Source organism: Ruminococcus sp. YE71, from assembly GCF_900119155.1.
Lineage (GTDB): Bacteria > Bacillota > Clostridia > Oscillospirales > Ruminococcaceae > YE71.
This window is the reverse complement of record NZ_FPIR01000002.1, coordinates 193,810-212,594: the sequence shown is the minus strand read 5'-3', so window position 1 is coordinate 212,594 and position 18,785 is coordinate 193,810. Positions and strand designations below refer to the sequence as shown.

19 protein-coding genes are annotated in these 18,785 nt (G+C 55.1%); 9 read left to right on the top strand and 10 right to left on the bottom strand.

Features of this window, described 5'->3' with window-relative positions:
- Positions 1-21 precede the first annotated feature (21 nt).
- The 8 genes from BT142_RS02690 to BT142_RS02655 all read right to left on the bottom strand — a co-directional run bounded on the left by BT142_RS02690 (position 22) and on the right by BT142_RS02655 (position 7,763).
- A complete protein-coding gene (locus BT142_RS02690; RefSeq protein WP_072416657.1) occupies positions 22-1,053 on the bottom strand; it encodes a nitrogenase component 1 in 1,032 nt (343 codons plus the stop codon).
- A complete protein-coding gene (locus tag BT142_RS02685) occupies positions 1,050-2,348 on the bottom strand; it encodes a nitrogenase component 1 (RefSeq protein WP_072416656.1) in 1,299 nt (432 codons plus the stop codon). The genes BT142_RS02690 and BT142_RS02685 overlap by 4 nt, the downstream gene beginning before the upstream one ends.
- Positions 2,345-3,103 (bottom strand): nucleotide-binding protein, encoded by a 759-nt coding sequence (locus tag BT142_RS02680; RefSeq protein WP_072416655.1) that lies wholly within the window; start codon positions 3,101-3,103, stop codon positions 2,345-2,347. Before BT142_RS02680 ends, BT142_RS02685 begins: the two co-directional genes overlap by 4 nt.
- Positions 3,100-4,224, bottom strand: a complete 1,125-nt coding sequence (locus BT142_RS02675) for a nitrogenase component 1 (RefSeq protein WP_072416654.1) — start codon at positions 4,222-4,224, stop codon at positions 3,100-3,102. Before BT142_RS02675 ends, BT142_RS02680 begins: the two co-directional genes overlap by 4 nt.
- A gap of 12 nt (positions 4,225-4,236) precedes the next feature.
- Complete coding sequence (locus tag BT142_RS02670) at positions 4,237-5,553, bottom strand: nitrogenase component 1 (RefSeq protein ID WP_072416653.1); 1,317 nt, start codon at positions 5,551-5,553, stop codon at positions 4,237-4,239.
- A gap of 4 nt (positions 5,554-5,557) precedes the next feature.
- Entirely contained in the window at positions 5,558-6,313 is a 756-nt protein-coding gene (locus tag BT142_RS02665; protein WP_072416652.1) for a nitrogenase iron protein NifH, read from the bottom strand.
- Positions 6,306-7,358, bottom strand: coding sequence for a [FeFe] hydrogenase H-cluster radical SAM maturase HydE (gene hydE / locus BT142_RS02660; protein WP_092983064.1), 1,053 nt, complete (start codon positions 7,356-7,358; stop codon positions 6,306-6,308). The genes BT142_RS02665 and hydE overlap by 8 nt, the downstream gene beginning before the upstream one ends.
- 156 nt (positions 7,359-7,514) lie before the next feature.
- On the bottom strand, positions 7,515-7,763 hold the full coding sequence (locus BT142_RS02655) for a TM1266 family iron-only hydrogenase system putative regulator (protein ID WP_072416650.1): 249 nt from the start codon (positions 7,761-7,763) through the stop codon (positions 7,515-7,517).
- A 264-nt stretch (positions 7,764-8,027) separates the two neighbouring features.
- Here BT142_RS02655 and iorA point away from each other — a divergent pair, with 264 nt between their 5' ends.
- From iorA to BT142_RS18630, 9 genes are all read left to right on the top strand, one after another.
- Positions 8,028-9,752 (top strand): indolepyruvate ferredoxin oxidoreductase subunit alpha, encoded by a 1,725-nt coding sequence (gene iorA, locus BT142_RS02650; protein WP_072416649.1) that lies wholly within the window; start codon positions 8,028-8,030, stop codon positions 9,750-9,752.
- A 118-nt stretch (positions 9,753-9,870) separates the two neighbouring features.
- Positions 9,871-10,077, top strand: coding sequence for a hypothetical protein (locus BT142_RS02645; RefSeq protein ID WP_072416648.1), 207 nt, complete (start codon positions 9,871-9,873; stop codon positions 10,075-10,077).
- Entirely contained in the window at positions 10,070-10,243 is a 174-nt protein-coding gene (locus tag BT142_RS18965) for a hypothetical protein (RefSeq protein WP_175444877.1), read from the top strand. Before BT142_RS02645 ends, BT142_RS18965 begins: the two co-directional genes overlap by 8 nt.
- A 6-nt stretch (positions 10,244-10,249) precedes the next feature.
- Positions 10,250-10,825, top strand: coding sequence for an indolepyruvate oxidoreductase subunit beta (locus BT142_RS02640; RefSeq protein WP_072416647.1), 576 nt, complete (start codon positions 10,250-10,252; stop codon positions 10,823-10,825).
- Positions 10,826-10,920: 95 nt separating this feature from the next.
- Positions 10,921-12,237, top strand: a complete 1,317-nt coding sequence (locus tag BT142_RS02635) for a phenylacetate--CoA ligase family protein (RefSeq protein WP_072416646.1) — start codon at positions 10,921-10,923, stop codon at positions 12,235-12,237.
- A gap of 19 nt (positions 12,238-12,256) precedes the next feature.
- The gene (locus tag BT142_RS02630; protein WP_072416645.1) at positions 12,257-12,700 is read left to right on the top strand and encodes a hypothetical protein; all 444 of its coding nucleotides are present in this window, start codon (positions 12,257-12,259) and stop codon (positions 12,698-12,700) included.
- A gap of 12 nt (positions 12,701-12,712) precedes the next feature.
- On the top strand, positions 12,713-13,201 hold the full coding sequence (locus BT142_RS02625) for a DUF1877 family protein (RefSeq protein ID WP_072416644.1): 489 nt from the start codon (positions 12,713-12,715) through the stop codon (positions 13,199-13,201).
- Positions 13,202-13,407: 206 nt separating this feature from the next.
- Positions 13,408-13,842, top strand: coding sequence for an ACT domain-containing protein (locus tag BT142_RS02620; protein WP_072416643.1), 435 nt, complete (start codon positions 13,408-13,410; stop codon positions 13,840-13,842).
- 73 nt (positions 13,843-13,915) lie between these two features.
- Entirely contained in the window at positions 13,916-14,407 is a 492-nt protein-coding gene (locus BT142_RS18630) for a hypothetical protein (protein WP_139182168.1), read from the top strand.
- Between the two features lie 32 nt (positions 14,408-14,439).
- Here the strand turns inward: BT142_RS18630 and BT142_RS18625 are convergent, their stop codons facing one another.
- Both BT142_RS18625 and BT142_RS18960 read right to left on the bottom strand, forming a co-directional pair.
- On the bottom strand, positions 14,440-17,493 hold the full coding sequence (locus BT142_RS18625) for a fibronectin type III domain-containing protein (RefSeq protein WP_139182167.1): 3,054 nt from the start codon (positions 17,491-17,493) through the stop codon (positions 14,440-14,442).
- Positions 17,494-17,698: 205 nt separating this feature from the next.
- Positions 17,699-18,634: a hypothetical protein gene (locus BT142_RS18960; RefSeq protein ID WP_072416642.1), complete on the bottom strand. Its 936-nt coding sequence runs from the start codon at positions 18,632-18,634 to the stop codon at positions 17,699-17,701.
- Positions 18,635-18,785: the final 151 nt, after the last annotated feature.

Sequence of the window (18,785 nt, the reverse complement as noted above, 5' to 3'; positions counted from 1 at the left end):
TGCTTTTGCTCCTAAGCTGTTTTAAGCAAGCGTCGCACTTACCGCATAATGCGGAAAATCAATCAGCTCGCCGCCGAAGTACTTCATCGCACGCCACAGGTCGCGGTCTGCGAAGATCACATCGTAGCCGCCCTGCTCTATGCGCTCGCGGAGCGTGCCCTCGTCCTTTATTCGGAAATCGTTTTCATGCGCGTATCTCTTGTCAAGGGCGAACCAGGTCGCACAATCGACCTCACAGCCCTTCAGCTTCTCGCGCAGAGTGTTCGCCGCGAACTGCTGATTTATCACAAGCACTTTCTTCCCCGACAGTCCGTCCGCACTCTCGCAGACGGCTTCGGGCAGACAGGGATAGCCCGCCTCGAACGGCGTTCCGAAACGCTTGTTCAGGTACTCCGCCGCCTTCACGCCCGAGGGCGAGATGACCAGCAGACGCTCACACTCGGCGGCGCGTTTCACCTCGTCAAGTCCGCTGTCCAGACCGAAGCAGACCACCTCGTCAAAGCCCATAGCCTTTCCTGCGGCGATGAGCTTTTCGGCGAACATCAGCCCCGTGTTCAGCGGAGTCGCACCGATGATGCCGAGTTTTCCCTTCTTCGGCTCGATGCCCTCCTCCGCGAACCGCCTGAACAGTTCGGTGTAGGCAAGCTCCTCGCCGTAGTCGTACAGCCGCGTGCCGTCGGTCGGGAGCGCGATGCAGGGCAGTCCCGAACGCCGCTCGCTCATGCGTTCCAGCGCGTGGTAGTCGGTGGCGATGACCGCAGGCACGGGGGTGCCGATTATCGCGGTGAAGTCCGCCTCCACCTGCCCCGTCACCTTCACGAGCTTTTCCACCAGCCTGTCGTCGCGCCCGAGGATAGCGTCCATGTCGCGGAGCCCCGCGCTGAACAGCGCCGAACGCTTGCAGTGCCACCTCGGCTCGTCGAAGCCGCAGACGTTTCCTGCACAGCCGCCCGCGTCACAGATGACCACGATGCCGCCCATCTCGTACAGCACCGAGCAGGCTCCCGAATCGTCGGGGGCGAGGGGGGAGATGTGTTTCAGTAACGTGCTCATATCTTCACCGCCTTTCCCTCGGTAAGCGCCGTGTCGAGCTGTTCAAAGAGCAGGGTCACAGCCCTGTAGCCGAAGGGCTGTTCCTCGCCGCTCCAGCTCACCGACGGCAGGTCTTTGTGGTAGTACGCCGCGTCGGTGCCGATGCAGGCGTTTATCTCGCAGTCGCGCTCGTAACCCATCATCGTCGGCGACAGGTTCGAGTATACGCGTGTCTCGGGCGAGACTTCGGCGAGCTTTCTGAGGAACAGGAAGTTGCGCTCGCCGATAGTGCCGTATATCTCCGCCACCCTGAAACCGTACTCGCAGAGCGCCAGCGCCAGCTCGAAGCTGTCCGCGTTCATGCACTCGCCCACCGCGAAGCTCACCTCGCCGTGCTTCGCCTTAAACGCGGTCACGGTGTCGAACGCCTCGTCGTAGAACTCGCTGTCGTCGAACTCCGCGCCTATCGCCTGACCCAGCAGCTTGTACTGGTTGTGTATCTTCCCGAGCCTGTACAGCCGCGTCAGCTCGATGAACGGGATGCCGAGCCGCTTTTCCATGTCCTGTGCCGCCGCCCTCGCTTCCGAGTTGAGCACCAGCGCGAAATTCGCACGGGAGATCTGCCTGTACTCCTCGAAGGTCTTGCAGCGGCCTATCTCGTGTATCTTTTTGATGCCCGCGCGGCGGAGCAGCTCGTATATCTCGCACCCGTCCTCCAGCGCCGAGAAAAAGCCCATCAGAGCGCACTCGTTGGAGCGTCGCTTCTGCGGTTCGAGCAGCGAATATATCGACTTTCTCGCAAGACCCATCGGCGGCAGGCGCTTTTCACGCGTGAGCGCGTACATATACGCAGGCACGCAGGGCACGCCGCTTGTCTCGGCACAGCTTCGACAGACGCGCTCCATGTCGGTGCCGAGCAGCGCGTCCACGCAGGTCACACATATCATGATAGCAGACGGCGTGTAGTCGAGCTCTTCGACTATCTCGGCGCAGGCCTTCGGTATCTTCTTGAGGTAGCGTCCCGTCACGATGTCGGTGTCGTCCAGCATCAGGTAAAAGAACTTGTCGTTGTAGCCCAGCTCGTTGAGCAGCGCGGTGTTTCGGCCGCAGCAGCCCGGAGCCACCAGCAGCATCACCGACTCGGGCACGACCAGTCCCGCACGCTTCACGCCGAAGCCCTTGGCACCCGGCGAGTTGAAGTCGAGGGTCGCGGGGGATGAATATATCATGTGCTTCGAGGAGACCAGCTCGTCGGGGATGTTCTCGAACCCCGATGCGGCAAGCTCCGCGGCAGTTACGTAAAAGCCCTTGTTCATACTTTTTCCTCGTCGATAAGTTTCTGTGCCAGCGCGAAGAACCGCTTCGAGGTCTCACATTCGGGGTCGCCCTCGATGACCGTCTTGCCCATGTCCTCGTACTTGATGATGTCAGCCGAGCGCGGGATGTCTGCGGCGACTTCAAGCCCTGCGCCCTCAGCGAAGGCGCGGACCTTCTCTTCCTCGTTCTCGACGTTGCGGCGGTTCATGATGACGCCGCGGACTTTCGCGTAGCTTCTGTCCTCGAAGTTCTTCACCGCGCTGTTGATGTTGTTCGCGGCGTAGAGCGCCATCTTCTCGCCCGAGGTGACGATGAGCACCTGCTCGGCGTAGCCCTCACGTATCGGCGCTGCGAACCCTCCGCAGACCACGTCCCCGAGGACGTCGTACAGCACCACGTCGGGCTTGTGCTTCTCGAAAAGCTCCAGCTGTTCGAGAAGGTTGAAGGTGGTGATTATCCCTCGACCCGCGCATCCGAGCCCGGGGGTAGGACCGCCCGTCTCGATGCAGAGGATATCCCCGAAGCCTATCTTCGATATTTCCCCGATGCTGTTCGGGTCGTCGTCATGCTCGCGCAGGTAATCCATAACAGGCTGCAAAGGTTCGCCGCCCAGCAGATTTATGGTCGAGTCGGCTTTCGGGTCGCAGCCTATCTGTATCACGCGCTTGCCCAGCATCGCAAACGCGGCGGCAAGATTCGCGGTACAGGTCGATTTGCCTATGCCGCCCTTGCCGTAGAGTGCAAGTTTTATCATTTAAAATACTCCTTGATGTCGGTATTTATGAGGTCTTTCATGTCCCTCTCGAAGCATCTTCCCGAGAAGGCAAAATGCGGCAGTTCGATGAACCGCGTACCGTCGGGGACGATGTATTTGTACAGAGGGTCGGCGATGACCGTTTTCGGATCCATGTCCGAAAGCGCCGCTTCGATGTCCTCCTCAGCGTAAAGGTCGAGATCGGTGTCGGCAAGGATGCCATCTCCGCAGGTCAGCGGACAGATGACCTTTGCACTGATGCCGAGATCGGCAGACAGCGCCGCCGCCAGCGATACCGAACCTATCCCCTCGCCGATGATGACCGTGTCGGCATCGTCAGCGGTGCGGACAGCGCCGCCGTTTTCACCCTTCAGCTGTTCCGCAAACGCCTTCGCGTAAGCCCTGCCATAGGGAACGCCGCAAACGTAGGGTATCCCGAAACGCTCTTCCATATACTTCGCCGCCGCAAGTCCCGAGCTGCTCACCACAAGGTTCACGCTCGCGGATGCCGCACGGCGTATCTCGTCAAGAGAACTTCCCATCGCAATGCAGGAAACGTACTCCAGACCGTTCTCTGCGAGCCAGCCTTTCACCGCGTCCATCGTGCCGCGCCACTTGAAGTCGAGGGGGGTCATGCCGATGATGTTCACGCCAGAGCCCTCGGTCTTCGGACACTCACGGACGTACTGCTTCACGATGTAGTCAAACGCTTCCGACGCCCCCTCGATGTAGGAGTGCGTACCGTTGGTGTGCATCCCGAAGGTCGGGATATCGGTGCGGGATTCTATCTCGGCGGCTATCGCGTCGAAATCCACGCCCGTCATCATCGGCATCGGCGAACCGCACACCGCGATGAACTCGGGCTTCTGGTCATTCGCCGCCGACACGATGTCGGAAATGAGCTTTTCGTCGTTGCCCATGATGGCGTCCATTTCGGTCAGCGCCGAAATATACATTTTCGACTGGATGTCGTACCAGCGCGGCTCGTCGTGGGTGGCGTAGGTGGAATTGCACCCCGAAGCGTCGTGGGTGACCACCATTCCGCCCAGCTCGTACAGCGCCGAACAGACCCCTGCCGTGTCAGCCGAGTAGCAGGGTATTATCTTTGAAACGTTCTTCATAGCCTGCCCTCCTTACGCAAGACAGCTCGCACAGCCGTAGCCTTTCAGGCTTATGACGCGCTTTCTGTCCTTCTCGTTCCGATATGCGTCAGTCATCAGCTCCGCGAGCTTCACGATACCCGAATAGCCGTAATAACCGCCGTTCAGGATGATATTCACGAAGTTGTCGGTGGCGAAGTAGTAAGCCGCCTTCTGACCCACAGCCAGCACCTTCTCATGGGGCTCATAGCGCATATTCAGCATATTGACGTTGGCGGCGGCGTATATCTCAAGGTCGGGGCGTGCGGCTTTCAGACGTTCGAAAGCGTCGCCCTCCTCACCCGCGCCGTCAGCGATAACGTACCTGACGTTGAAGCCGTGCGCGATGAGCAGTTCGGCAAGCTCAAAGGGTCGGGTGACCGCCGTGAAATCTATCGCCACAGCCGTGTCGCCGATGACCTCGTGAGCCGCTTCGAGCGCCGAATCTGCGGCGGCTCTTTCCGCCGAGAGGTCTGTCTGACCGATGCCGAGAGCCTCACAGAGGGTGCGGTGGTTTTCCTCGATGGTGTCATAAACGAAGCTGTTGGGCAGGTAAAGATGCCTTGCCCCGAACCGCTCTTCAAGCGTGCCGCCTGCGAGGACAGCCGTCGGGATGTATGTGATATTCAGCGAGCCCTTCGCCATTTCAAGGTACTCGTCAAAGGTCTTGCAGAGAGTTATGTCACGGAGCGTAAAGCCTGCTCCGCGGATGGTCTTCACAAGCTCCGAACCCTCGTCGGTGGCGCGGTCGTTGCCGATGATGTTCACCGACTTCGGGTCGAGTGGCATCGGCTTCAGCGCGTCGTAGAGCTGTGCCGCCATCTTCGCAACGGGCGAAACGGTGGTGCGCATGGTCGGGGTCATGTAGCAGTCGGAGAACCATATGTCGGGGAAACGCTCATGAAGCTCGTTGATTATCGCCTCAAAATCCACGCCCGCGAACAGGTGGATGCAGCTCAGGTACAGCAGCACCACAGGCGGTCTCTTGCCGAGCTTTTCGATTATCTCGGTCACGCCGTCGATAACGTCGGTCTCGATCGTGCCGTCGAACATATCCTCTTCCGAAACGGATATCCAGCTCATGCGGTCAAGGGTCAGCATCTCCGCCGCCGTGAGGATAACGCCCCTCAGACAGCCCTGCGCACAGCAGAATATCTCGTGCGCTTCGGGGAGCAGCATACCCGAGTGGACGATGTTCCACATACCCCTTGCAGGGGTGTTGTATTCAAGCCCCGACTCGAAGAAACAGTCGCGGTCGGTGTCAGCGATCTGCTTGCAGGGGGGCTTTTCATAGCGTATATCTTTAAGCATACTGTCACTCCTTAAAGCTGTCGAGCAGAGCCTGAGCGATAGCGTCGAGCTGTGTCACGGCGCGGCTTTCTGGACAGACCACCGAAACGGGCTTGCCCCTCTCCTCTGCGAAGGTTATCTCCTCGCTGCGGTCGAGCGAACCGATGACGGTGGTGTTGAAGTCAGCCGCCAGTTCTTCCGTGCCCTCGTTCTCGCCCCTCACGCCGCGTCGGTTGAGGATGATGCCGCCGAGGGAAGCATAGCCCCTGCCCTTGAAGTTCTCCACCGCCATGCAGATATTCGCCGCCGCATATCTCGACATCTTCTCGCCGCTGGTCACGACGAACACCTTGTCTGCGTAGCCCTTTCTCATGGGCATCGAGAAGCCGCCGCACACAACGTCACCCAGCACATCGTATATCACAACGTCAGGCTGATAGACCTCATAAGCGCCGAGCTTTTTGAGCGTTTCGAGGGCGTTGATGATGCCGCGTCCCGCACACCCGATACCCGGAACGGGGCCGCCCGCTTCGACGCACTTCACGCCGAACTCGCCCTCAAAGACCACCTCTTCGAGGGTGAGCTTATTGCCCTTCTGACGGGTGAGGTCGAGAACAGTGGGGATGCGCTTGCCGCCGTGCAGCAGCGAAGTCGAGTCGGCCTTCGGGTCGCAGCCTATCTGCATGACCTTCATGCCCTTCTGAGCCAGTGCCGCGGAAACGTTTGACGAAACGGTGGATTTTCCGATACCGCCCTTGCCGTAGATCGCTATTTTAATCATCGCAGTAATCTCCTCTCGTGATCTCGATCTCGTAACCTATCGACTCCATGCGCCGCTGCAAGCAGAAGCGGCATTCGGTGGTGGAATCCTCGGTGCAGATCTTGTTGTCGTAAAGCATATACTTCTTCCGCACAGCCGTCGGCGAAAGGTTCGGCATGATGACGTTCGCCCCGTGGAGCACTCCCTGTTCCCTGCCGTTGGGTCTGATCGTCCCGAGAGCCGTGGTGGCTGGCAGCAGCACGTTCGGCAGCATGATGCGCACAAGGCTCAGCACGAACAGCGTCAGTTCATATGAACCCTTCGGCTCGTCACGGAACGGCGTGTCCTTATGGGGCAGGAACGGCCCCGTCCCCACCATGTGGGGTTTGAACTCGCAGAGGAACTCCAGATCCGAAGCGAGGGTGTCCGAATTCGCGAAGGGTGCGCCGATCATCATGCCCGTACCCGTCTGATAGCCCAGCTCTTTCAGGTCTTGCAGACATTTCATGCGGTGCTCGAAGGACATGAAGTCGGGGTGGAGCTGTTCGTAGTGGCACTTTGTGGCTGTCTCGTGTCGGAGCAGGTATCTGTCCGCCCCCGCCTCACGGAGCCTCGCCAGATCTTCGCGCTCCAGCTCACCCAGCGACAGCGTCACCGCACAGTCGGGATGCGCCGCCTTTATCCTGCGGACTATCTCCACGAGCCTGTCGGTGGTGTAGGCAGGGTCTTCGCCGCTCTGCAACACGAAGGTGCGGAAACCCGTCTCGTAGCCCTCGTCACAGCAGGCGAGTATCTCGTCGTCGGTCAGGCGGTAGCGCTGAGCGTTCCTGTTCGAGCGGCGGATACCGCAGTAAAGGCAGTCGTTCTTGCAGTAGTTGGAGAATTCGACTATACCTCTTATATAGATCTTCTTGCCGTATTTTTCGTCTGCGATCTTTCTTGCGACCGAAGCCGCGTACTCGCGTTCCTCGTCCGTGAAACCGTCAAACAGCGTCACCCACTCCCCGTGCGGGAGTTTCTTTTCGCGGTCGAGCTTGTCGATAAGACCTTTCAGTATTTCGTTCATCATTTCACCTCATGCAAAAATCGAAAAAGGGACAGCCCATCCCTGTGCAAGCAGATATGGCTGTCCCGTTGATTCACATATGGGGTGCGCATCATCATGCTTCTGTCTCAGGCGCGTGAGCGGCTTTGACATCAGGGGAAAAAGCGGCTGATATTTTCATCCGGCAGGTGCATAGACCGTTTTGGCGCTGACGCCGCTGAGTCTGCCTATCCTGCCCGTCAGAGAGCTTATCTTGTCCTGCGGAGCGTCGATAGCGATGCTTATGACGCTCACGCCCTTAGTTCGGTAGGGGACGCCCATCCTGCCAATCACGAACTTGTCGTATTCGTGGAGCAGGGCGTTTATGTCCGCCGCCGATTCGGGGTCTTTTACGATTATAGCAATAACGGCTATACGTGTTTCCATAAGGCACACTCCTTTGCTGTTATTACACTTATATTATAGCATATCCCACACCCAAAGTCAATGATCTCTGACAAGATTTGTCTGTTCTCACAATAGCGCGGGGGAAAATTATACTGATTTATACAAAATCAGTATAATTTACGTTCTGTATCTCACTGATTTAAAGCACGAAGATATTTTTCAAAAAGATGCACAAAAAATATTGCTTTTTTGTACAGACTGTGGTATAATAGTAATATTAAGACTTGAAAGGAAGGTTTTTCAATGAAAAAACTTATGCTCGGAAACGAAGCATTTGCACGCGGACTGTACGAAGCAGGCTGCGAATTCGTTTCCTCCTATCCGGGAACTCCCTCGACCGAGGTCACTGAGTTTGCCGCAAAATACGATGAAATGTACGCTGAATGGGCTCCCAATGAGAAGGTCGCTATGGAAGCGGCTCTCGGTGCGTCCATAGCAGGTAAAAGAAGCTTCTGCGGAATGAAGCACGTCGGTCTCAACGTTGCCGCCGACCCCCTCTACACCGCAGGATATACGGGCGTTAACGGCGGCATGGTCGTTTGCGTTGCCGACGACCCGGGTATGCACTCCTCCCAGAACGAGCAGGACTCCCGTCACCACGCTATCGCTTCCAAGGTGCTGATGGTCGAGCCCTCCGACTCGCAGGAATGCAAGGACTTCACCAAGACCGCGTTCGAGCTGAGCGAGAAGTTCGACTGCCCCGTTATCGTGCGCATGACTACCCGTATCGCACACTCCCAGTCGTCGGTGGAACTGCTCGACAGAGTCGTTCCCGACGCTAAGCCCTACGAGAAGAACCCCGGCAAGTTCGTTATGGTGCCGGGCAACGCAAAGCGCCGTCACCCCGTCGTTGAGCAGAAGCTCCGCGACGCTGCCGAATACGCCGAGACCAGCCCCCTCAACCGCGTTGAGTACAACGATACTTCCATCGGTATCATCGCGGCAGGCGACTGCTACGTTTACGCTAAGGAAGCCCTCGGCGACAAGGCGAGCTACTTGAAGCTCGGTATGGTAAATCCCCTGCCCGTCAACATCATCCGCGATTTCGCCGAGAAGTGCGGCAAGGTATACGTCATCGAAGAGCTTGACGACATCATCGAGACCCACTGCAAGAAAAACGGCGTAAGCGTTATCGGCCGCGAGGTATTCTCGGGCATCGGCGAGATATCCCAGTCGATCGTCCGCAAGGCTATCCTCGGCGAGACTGCCGAAGTCATGACCTTCGGCGAGGACGTGCCTGTTCGTCCGCCTGTAATGTGCGCCGGATGTCCTCACAGAGGTCTGTTCTACTGCCTGTCGCAGCTGGGCGTTTACGTTTCGGGTGACATCGGCTGCTACACGCTCGGTTCGGCAGCTCCGCTCTGCGCTATGGACACCACCATCTGCATGGGCGCATCCATCAGCGCACTTCACGGCTACAACAAGGCTCTCGGCGCTGACGCCGAGAAGAAGAGCGTTGCTGTTATCGGCGACTCGACCTTCATGCACAGCGGTATGACAGGTCTCGTGAACGTTGCCTACAACGCTTCCAACTCCACCACCATCATCCTCGACAACTCCATCACGGGCATGACAGGTCACCAGCAGAACCCGACCACAGGCAAGAACCTCAAGGGCGACCCTGCTGCGGCTGTAAACCTCGAAGAGCTCTGCAAGGCTATCGGCATCAGGAGCGTCCGCGTAGTTGACCCCTACCACATGGCAGAGACTAAGAAGGTCATCGAGGAGGAGCTCGCAAAGGACGAGCCGTCTGTTATCATCTCGCGCCGTCCGTGTGCTCTGCTGAAGTATGTCAAGCACAATCCTCCGCTGCACGTTGACGAGGACAAGTGCGTAGGCTGCAAGCAGTGCCTGAAAGTCGGCTGCCCCGCTATCTCGATCAAGAACAAGAAGAGCGTTATCGACCATACACAGTGCGTAGGCTGCGGCATCTGCACCGAGCTTTGCAAGCTCAACGCGATCATCTGATATAAAGAAGAAATAAGAGTTAAGAAATAAGAAAGAGGTCACATTCCGACCGTCGGCAAAACCGGCGTTAAACGGTCAGGGGTTCTGATCTCTTATAGATCAAGGAGAATAACACGAAATGAAGAAGATCAACTGCCTGCGGTGCGGAGTCCCGATGAAGCACCTTTTTAACCAAAGAATACAGCTCGGAGGGGCAAGCTGGCTGCTGCCGGACCTTAACAATATCATGTCGGGGTATCTGCCCGTGATGATACTTGTCTGCCCGAAGTGCCGCAAGCTCGAATTCTTCCTGCTCAGCGAAAAGCAGCGGAATAAGCATGAATAACCTTCTTCAAGCCGCCGTTGTCATGGGCGTGCCGTTTATACTGATAGCGCTCGTCATCGCGGCGGTGGGATTTATTCTCAGGCGCGTGCGCCCCGACCTCTACATGACAGACGAGGAAAAGGCGGAGCTGAAAGCAAAACAAGACAATGAAATAAACAAGGAGTAATATATAATGGAAACTAAATCTATTATGATAGTCGGCGTGGGCGGACAGGGCACCCTGCTCGCATCGCGCATACTCGGCAGCGTGTTTCTTGCCGAGGGCTATGACGTTAAGGTCAGCGAGGTTCACGGAATGAGCCAGCGCGGCGGTTCTGTGGTGACCTACGTCAAGTACGGCGAGAAGGTGTACTCGCCCGTAGTCGAGCTGGGCGAGGCGGACGTTATCATCAGCTTCGAGCAGCTTGAAAGCGCAAGATGGCTGCCCTACCTCAAAAAGGGCGGCAAGCTCATCACTTCCGACCAGACCCTCGACCCCATGCCCGTTATCACAGGCGCGGCAGTTTACCCCGAGGACATCATCGCCAAGATCGGGAAGATGGGCGTTGAGGTAACTTCCGTTGACGCACTCGGACTCGCGGAGCAGGCAGGCACCGCAAAGGCTGCGAACGTGGTGCTCATGGGCGTGGTATCGAAGAAGCTGCCTTTCGAGGAGAGCGTATGGCAGACCGCACTCGAACAGTGCGTCCCCGCAAAGTTCCTCGAACTGAACAAGAAAGCATTCGCGCTCGGAAGAGAAGCGGTGTAATACAGATAATAGATGAGAGATAAGAGATAAGAGATTTTATTCTGTCTTTCATCAATTATCGATCATCTTTATCTTTTTTTCAGGAGGAATATCCAATGGAACAAGCCAAAAAGTACTGGGACGAAGAGCATGAATGTATGTCCCGCGAAGACATGAAGAAACTGCAAAGCGAGAAGCTCGTGGCACAGGTGAAGCACGTATGGGAAAACGTTCCCTACTACAGAAAGAAGATGGAAGAAAAGGGCGTCACCCCCGACGACATCAAGTCGGTTGACGACCTCTGCAAGCTCCCCTTCCTCTCGAAGGCCGACCTCAGAGACGCTTACCCCTACGGTCTGCTGGGCAAGCCCCTCTCGGAGTGCGTGCGCATCCAGTCCACCAGCGGCACTACAGGCAAGCGCGTAGTTGCGTTCTACACTCAGCACGACGTTGACCTGTGGGAAGACTGCGTTGCAAGAGCTATCACAGCAGCAGGCGGAACCGAGGATGACGTTTGTCAGGTCGCTTACGGCTACGGTCTGTTCACGGGCGGCGCAGGTCTGCACGGCGGTTCGCACAAGGTCGGCTGCCTTACCCTGCCCATGTCCTCGGGCAACACCGAAAGACAGATACAGTTCATGCAGGATCTCGGTGCTACCATTCTCTGCTGCACACCTTCGTATGCGGCTTACATCGGCGAAGTCGTCAAGGAAATGGGTATTTCACCCGACGAACTGTCGCTCAAGGCAGGCATCTTCGGTGCCGAGCCCTGGACAGAAGAAATGCGTCAGGAGATCGAGAGTTCCCTCGGACTCAAGGCGTATGACATCTACGGCCTTACCGAGCTCAGCGGCCCCGGCGTGTCCTTCGAGTGCTGCGAGCAGAAGGGTATGCACGTAAACGAGGATCACTTCATCGCCGAGATCATCAATCCCGAGACAGGCGAAGTTCTCCCCGACGGCACAAAGGGTGAGCTGGTGTTCACCGCTATCGACAAGGAAGCGTTCCCGATGATCCGCTACCGCACACGCGACATCTGCGTGCTCAGCCGCGAGAAGTGCTCCTGCGGCAGAACATTAGTCCGCATGGCTAAGCCTATGGGCAGAAGCGACGATATGCTCATCATCAAGGGCGTCAACGTATTCCCGTCCCAGATCGAGAGCGTTCTGCTCAAGATGGCGAACGCCACCCCGAACTACCAGATCGTCGTTGACCGCGTCGGCACCACCGACACCTTCGAGATACTCGTCGAGATCAGCGATGATATGTTCTCCGACACCGTCAAGACCTACGAGGAGCTCCAGAAGAAGATCTCCAACGACATCAAGAGCGTTCTCGGCATCCGTGCGAAGATCAAGCTTGTCGAGCCCAAGTCTATCCCCCGTTCCGAGGGCAAGGCTGTCCGCGTGATCGACAAGCGCAAGCTGGTCTGAGCGAAGGCGGTACAGCATAATGTTCACCTTCAAAAGGGCTGACAGCAGCAAATATCAGGGCGGCTGCAACATAATGAACGTCGGGAATGGTTCCATACAGGCTGCACAGCTTTTCCCGGGTCAGGCAATAGCGCTTTTCGGACAGCCCGATGAGTTCACCGAAGACTATGAGCAGATGTTCACCATGGTGGTCTCTGCCGAAAGAGAAGGCTGCGAGCCGATTTATCTGGAGATATACCACGGCCCGAGCGGCCCTGCTATCGGCGGCGACAGCAGCTCCATCGAGGCAAACGCGGCGGCTAAAGAGCTCGCTGCCCTGCTTATAGCGGCAAAGCCTGCTGATTATGACTGGGAGGGCGATTACGCCGACGTCCCCGTTCATATCAGGATGGGCATAAAAAACGGCGTCCCCTATTACGAGGACGAAATGGGAGAGGACTTCGATCCCGAAGATTTTATGTAAGGAGGTCACGGCATGATCGGCAGCGGCGTTTATTTCGCAGTTGACGGACAGACGGTGAAAAAACTTCGCAGTCTGGGTGCAAAAGGTGCAGCGGAGTACATCATTCAAGAGCTCGAACCGCTGTACTTCGACGAGTTTCCCGAGCAGACCTTCGAGGTCGAGGAGTACTGGGAAGCCATACACCGTGCGCTGACGGGGGATTTCCTCTTCGACGGCAGCGAGCCGATGTCGGAAGTGATACTCGGCGGCGAGCTTCTGAGCTACGACGGATATATCGTGAGCGCCAAGCCGCCCGAGCAGGTCTCGAAGCTCTGCGGCGAGATAGCGTCCCTTACCGAAAGCGATTTCGATAAAGGTTACAGCGCCATCGACACCGCCGACTATCCCGACAAGAGCGCAGAAGACTGTGAAGAAGCGTTCGGATACCTGAAAGACAGCCTGTCCTTCTGGCGTTTCGCCGCAGAGCACGGGCTCTGGGTACTTTTCACAGCAGAAATATAAAAAATAAATCCCTTTTACTTTTGTGTAATCCCGATTTGTGGTGACTGCGGGTTTAACCTGGGAAACCTTTCTTTTAGCCGTGCGCAGCCAAGGCAAAGGTTTCCCCCTGTAAAACCCGCAGTCAGCGGCACAAATAATGATTTATCACAGGAACACATTTGCAAAAAGGGAAAAACATACTATCATTTAGAAAGAAGGTAGTCATCATGACAGTAAAACAGTTATCGGTATTTGTTGAGAACAGAGCAGGCAGGCTCTCGAACATCACAAGACTTCTCGGCGACAACGGCGTGAACATCCGCGCCATGTCCATCGCCGACACGAAGGATTTCGGCATCCTGCGCCTCATCGTCAACGACAGCGAGAAGGCAATGCAGGTACTGAAAGACAACAGCTTTGCAGTGACCATCACGAACGTTCTTGCGCTCCGCATCGCCGACCGTCCGGGCGGACTTGCCGACGCGATGGCTTGTCTCTACAAGGACAACATCAGCGTCGAGTATATGTACGCGGCTTTCATTTCCGAGACCGACGAGACCGCTTATCTCATCCTCAGAGCCGACAAGACCGACGAGGCTGTTACCGCGCTCACCGAGGGCGGATTCAAGCTCGTTTCCGATACCGAGCTGAAATCGCTCTGATAAACCACGCAAACCAAAGACCCGTTCGTAATTGATACGAACGGGTCTAATTATAAATGAAAGGTACAATATAATGGGACGTTCTAAAATGCAAGGTACTCCGTGGCATTATGAATATAAGAAAGAAGAACCTAAAGACAATGATTATTCATCTCTCACTTGTATTTATTTAAGTTCAAAGAACATATGTAATCATAAAAAATCATATTATTACAACGAAAGATGTCCTCAGTATATGAAAAATGTTTGCTCTTTAAAAGAGGGTAAATATGAAGAACCTTTAGCACTTTTGTATTCAATGATGTATAGTAAAAATTCTCAAAGTTTACTATTAAAATCAAACCAAAAAATCAGCAGAAATCAAAAGCACAAAATATATTTAGATTGTGTTATTCTAAAAAAAACAAAATGCCCCTCTTGCAAAAGTAGCAATATAAAAAAGAAAACAACGGAGTTTAAGAAAAAAGGAATAGTTTTACATAATTTTTGTTGTTTGAGTTGTAACCATGAATGGACATTAACAGCATATGACAAAGATGCTGATGATTATTTTAATAACCTGTAAAAAAAGGACGGAGATTATCCGTCCTTTTAATGTTAATAATTGTAGACCGAAGTTATCCCGAGATACTCTTCAAGCGTCTTGCCGCTCGCAGTTACCTTCTTTGCGAGGTCAACACCCAGATATCTGATGTGCCACGACTCATACATGAAACCTGTCGAATTCTGCTTGCCATACGGATAGCGGATGATGAATCCGTACTCCGCACAGTGCGCCGCCAGCCACTTCGCCTCGGCTGTGTTATTGAACGAGGACGAAGGATTGTTCACGTCCAGCGCGAGACCCGTCTGATGCTCGCTGTGTCCGGGACGCGCCGAATAGGTGTCGGCAGCAGCCTTTCCGTCACGCGCAACGTAGTTGTTGTAGAGGTACGCCTGATAGGAATAGCTCCTGAATCCCGAAGCACACCACAGATAAATACCGTCCTTCTTCGCCGCCTGCTGTAGCTTCGCGAACGCCGCCGCAGTCTCAGCGGTCAGTCCGCCCGGGTTGTAGCTCGCAGGGAGCGCGTAGGTCTTGTTCGCGATGAGCACGCCGTTAACGTATGTAACGCCGTTCTTGACCTCGATAGTCGGACCTGCGTTGGGGTCTTTGAGGGTGGTAGCCTTGTAGTCCTTGCCGAACTCGCCGAAAACCTTGCTTCCGTCGCCGCTCAGTCTGAACGCGCGTATCCTGAAATAGTAAGCGGTATTCGGGGTCAGACCGCCGTAGCGGATGTTGTCCGCGTCCTTGCCGAGGGTATCGCTGAGCACGAATTTGCCGTTGATCTTGCGGTATACCTCGTAGCCGTCGCAGTCGAGCTTTTCCCATGTAAGGCGGACAGCGGTCTTGCCCTTGCTAATCTTGATGACATTGACAGCAGGCGGAGCCTCGACCTTCTTGACCTGAAGCGTGGTGACCTTCGTGTTAGCCGAGAATTCGCCGAAAACGGTAGTCGAGCCGCTCTTGTTGAAAGCTCTCACAGTCACGTAGTAAACGGTGTTCGGGGTCAGACCCGTGATGTTCATGCTGGTTGCGTCGCCGTTCGTGGTGCCGCAGAACAGCCACTTGTTATCCTTGTAGATGTACACCTCGTAGCCCGAGCATACCTGCTTCTGCCAGTACACCTTCACGGAGTCGGAAGTCTTGCTGATGCCCGTGATCTTCGCCTGAGCGGGCTTCGCAACGGTCTCCGCCTTGGTGGAAGAGGTGATGACCGAGGTATATCCGCTGAACAGCCTTGTGCCGTCAGCCTTGGTGTTGAATGCTCTCATCCTGAACTGATAGGAAGTGCCCGCCGACAGGTTCTCGATCCTGTAGTTGTAAACGCCCTTGGATGCAGTACCCACGAGAGTCCACATACCGTTCTTCTTCATCCATACCTGAACGCCGTCGCACTTGAGCTCTTCCCAGTAAAGTCTGAGGGCGTACTTGCCGACGCCCGTCCTCACGTACTTCGGAGTAGCGGGAGCCTTTACATCGTCAACGGGTGCGATACCCATAGTCTTCGACTCGATGACGCTTGTGTAATTACTTGTCACCTTAGTTCCGTCGGGCTTGGTGTTGAACGCTCTCAGCTTGAAGCGGTAGGTGGTACCCTCAGTAAGCCCCTCGATACGGTAATTGGTAACGTCCTTAGCAGCGATATCTTTGAGAATCCACGAGCCGTTCTTCTCCATCCATACCTCAACGCCGTCGCACTGGAGTTCTTCCCAGTAAAGTCTGAGAGCGAACTTGCCCCTGCCCGTTCTGATATACTTCGGTACATCGGGAGCCTTGACCTCAACGGGTTCAGCGGCGGTAGAGACCTTGATTATCTCCGAATCCTTGCCCTCAACGAGTTGACCGTCAGTCTTCTTGTTGTAAGCACATAGCCTGAACTGATAGGATGTGCCGGATTTAAGCCCCGTAACGAGGTAATTTGTCACATTCTTTCCGACCCTGCCTGCCTCTTTCCACTCGCCGTTCTTGTCGAGCATCTTTACGACAACGCCGTCGCACTCCAGCGACTTCCAGTAGAGTCTGATGTTGTCCTTGCCGCTGTCAGCCTTGGTGAATTCGGGAACATCGGGAGCTTTGATCTCTGCCTTGGCAGACGCGGTTATCGTGCTTGTATAGCCGCTGTAGACCTTAGTGCCGTCCGCCTTCTTGTTGAAAGCCCTCAGCCTGAAATAATACTCGGTACCAGAAACGAGCCCGTCAACGAGGAAATCGTTCACACCCTTCGCGGCAGTACCGTACAGCTCCCAGTCATAGCCCTCCGACTTGTATATCTCAACGCCGTCGCACTGGAGCGCTTCCCAGTAAAGCCTGATAGCCTTGTCCTCGCAGCTGCTCTTCGTGTACTTCGGAGTTTCGGGAGCCTTGACCTCGCCCTTAACGTCGTCAAAGTCGGTGCCCTTTTTCTCAACAGCAGTGCTCTTGAGAGTATCGCCGTCAACGTTCACATAAGTCAGCACAGCGTATGTAGACTCGGGGTCAAAGTCCTCCCACAGATACGAAGTCGTATTTGCGCCGAGGATGCGGTGAGAATAGCCGTTCTTGCCGCCGTAGCGGTAAAGCAGATAGCCGTCTACGCCCGATACCTTCTCCCACTCGATAAGAGCGCCCTTGTCGGTGACCTTGGTGGTGACGAACTTTGTGGGAGCGGGAGCCTTTGTCTTTTCGCCCGAAGAGACATTGTCATCCTTGTCGAAGTCGGTACCCTTCTTCTCGACCGACGGGCTCTTGATGGTGTCGCCGTCAACGTTCACGTAACTCAGCAGAGCGTAGGTGTAGTCGGGGTCGAAGTCAGTCCATGTGAAGGATGTGATGTTTGCGTTCAGTATGTAGTGGGAATAGCCGTTCTTGCCGCCGTAACGGTAGAGCAGGTAGCCGTCAACGCCCTGCACCTTTTCCCACTCTATGAGAGCGCCCTTGTCGGTGATCTTCGTGGTAGTGAACTTGGGAGCGTTCTTGACGCCTGCGGGTATCTTAGCCGCCTGTTCCCTGCTGAGCGAGGTGTATGCGATCATGGAGTCCGCATTCAGACCCGTTTCCGCAAATACCGTCGTAGCCGCCGAAGCCGCCATCATGAGTGCGAGCATCGCCGCCGTGATCTTCTTCATCATATTTTTTCCGCCTTTCTGTCTCGCGGCAGAGTTTCCTCCGCCTGTTTTTGATCCTTTCTTTTGCCCTCTCTGACGTGAGCTTTATTTCGATGTATCTATTATAACACACACTCCCATTATTTTCAAGGGGATTTTGTCAAAAAAAATTCTTATATTATTCTTAAAAAAGACCCGTTATCATTAACGGGCCTTTCATAATTTATTATCACTTAGCGCTGTGGATCCAGATCCTGCTGACCATACCGTCGTCGAGGAAGGATACCTGAAGCTTGGTATCGCCCTCTTCGTAGTAGAAGTTGTTGTCGTCAGAGGACTTGGGCGAACCGTAAGCGTTCTCAACATCGTACTTGTTGGAGTTGAGGCTGATGTTCACAACAGTGTAAACATAAACGCTCGGGTCGGTGTAGAGGTTGTCCATGATCTCGATGGAGAAGATCTTGTCGTCCTTCACCTGAAGAGTCATGCCGAAGTAGTAGTACTCATAAGCAACATCGTTAGCATCGATGCAGCTGAGGACCTTTGCGGAAGGTGCAGCCTGAGTGCCCAGCGAACCCTCGATCTCGCTCATCTTATCGCCGATGCCGATCTCGACACCGCTGTAGAGAACTCTTACATCCTGCTCGAATTCGGTGAGCTCCTTTGGAGTTTCGGGCTCCTGAGTAGATGAACTCTCGGTAGGAGTGGTCTGGCTCTCGGAATCGGTCGGCTTCTCGGTCGCAGGAGTTGTGGACGCGGAAGTCGAGGACGAGGTCGAAGCAGAGGTCGCCTTGGTGGTCGTAGACTTTGTGGTGGTCGCCTTCTTGGTGGTAGCAGGGATCTTGGTGGTCACCTTCTTGGCGGTGGTCGTAGTCTTTCTGCTGTATGTCTTCTTGGTGGTATTCTCGCCCGAATCGGTGTTGGTAGCAGCGTCGGGAACGATAGTCGTAACACCGTTCTCATCCCTGCCGTCGTCTACCGAATCTACCTCAGTGTCAGCTTCATCAGCATCGGGAACGGATGCGTCGATGGAAGTCGCAGTAGTCCTGAGGGTAGCGAGGCTTACCTCACCGTCTTTTTTCTTGCCGAGGTCGTCGAGTTTGCCGCAGGAAGCAAGACAAAGCGCAGCCGCGATAACAGCGATAGCCTTTGCGTTGAGTTTCATGATATATTCTCCTTTGTGTGTTCGTATTAGCCTGTACGGATGATGCCAAGCGTACCCGTCAGGCATTCTTTCTTCGTACACTTCTATTCTACATCATTTCACTATAAAAGTCAATCAGCAACCATCATGAAAAAAATATGCATTTTTTTGG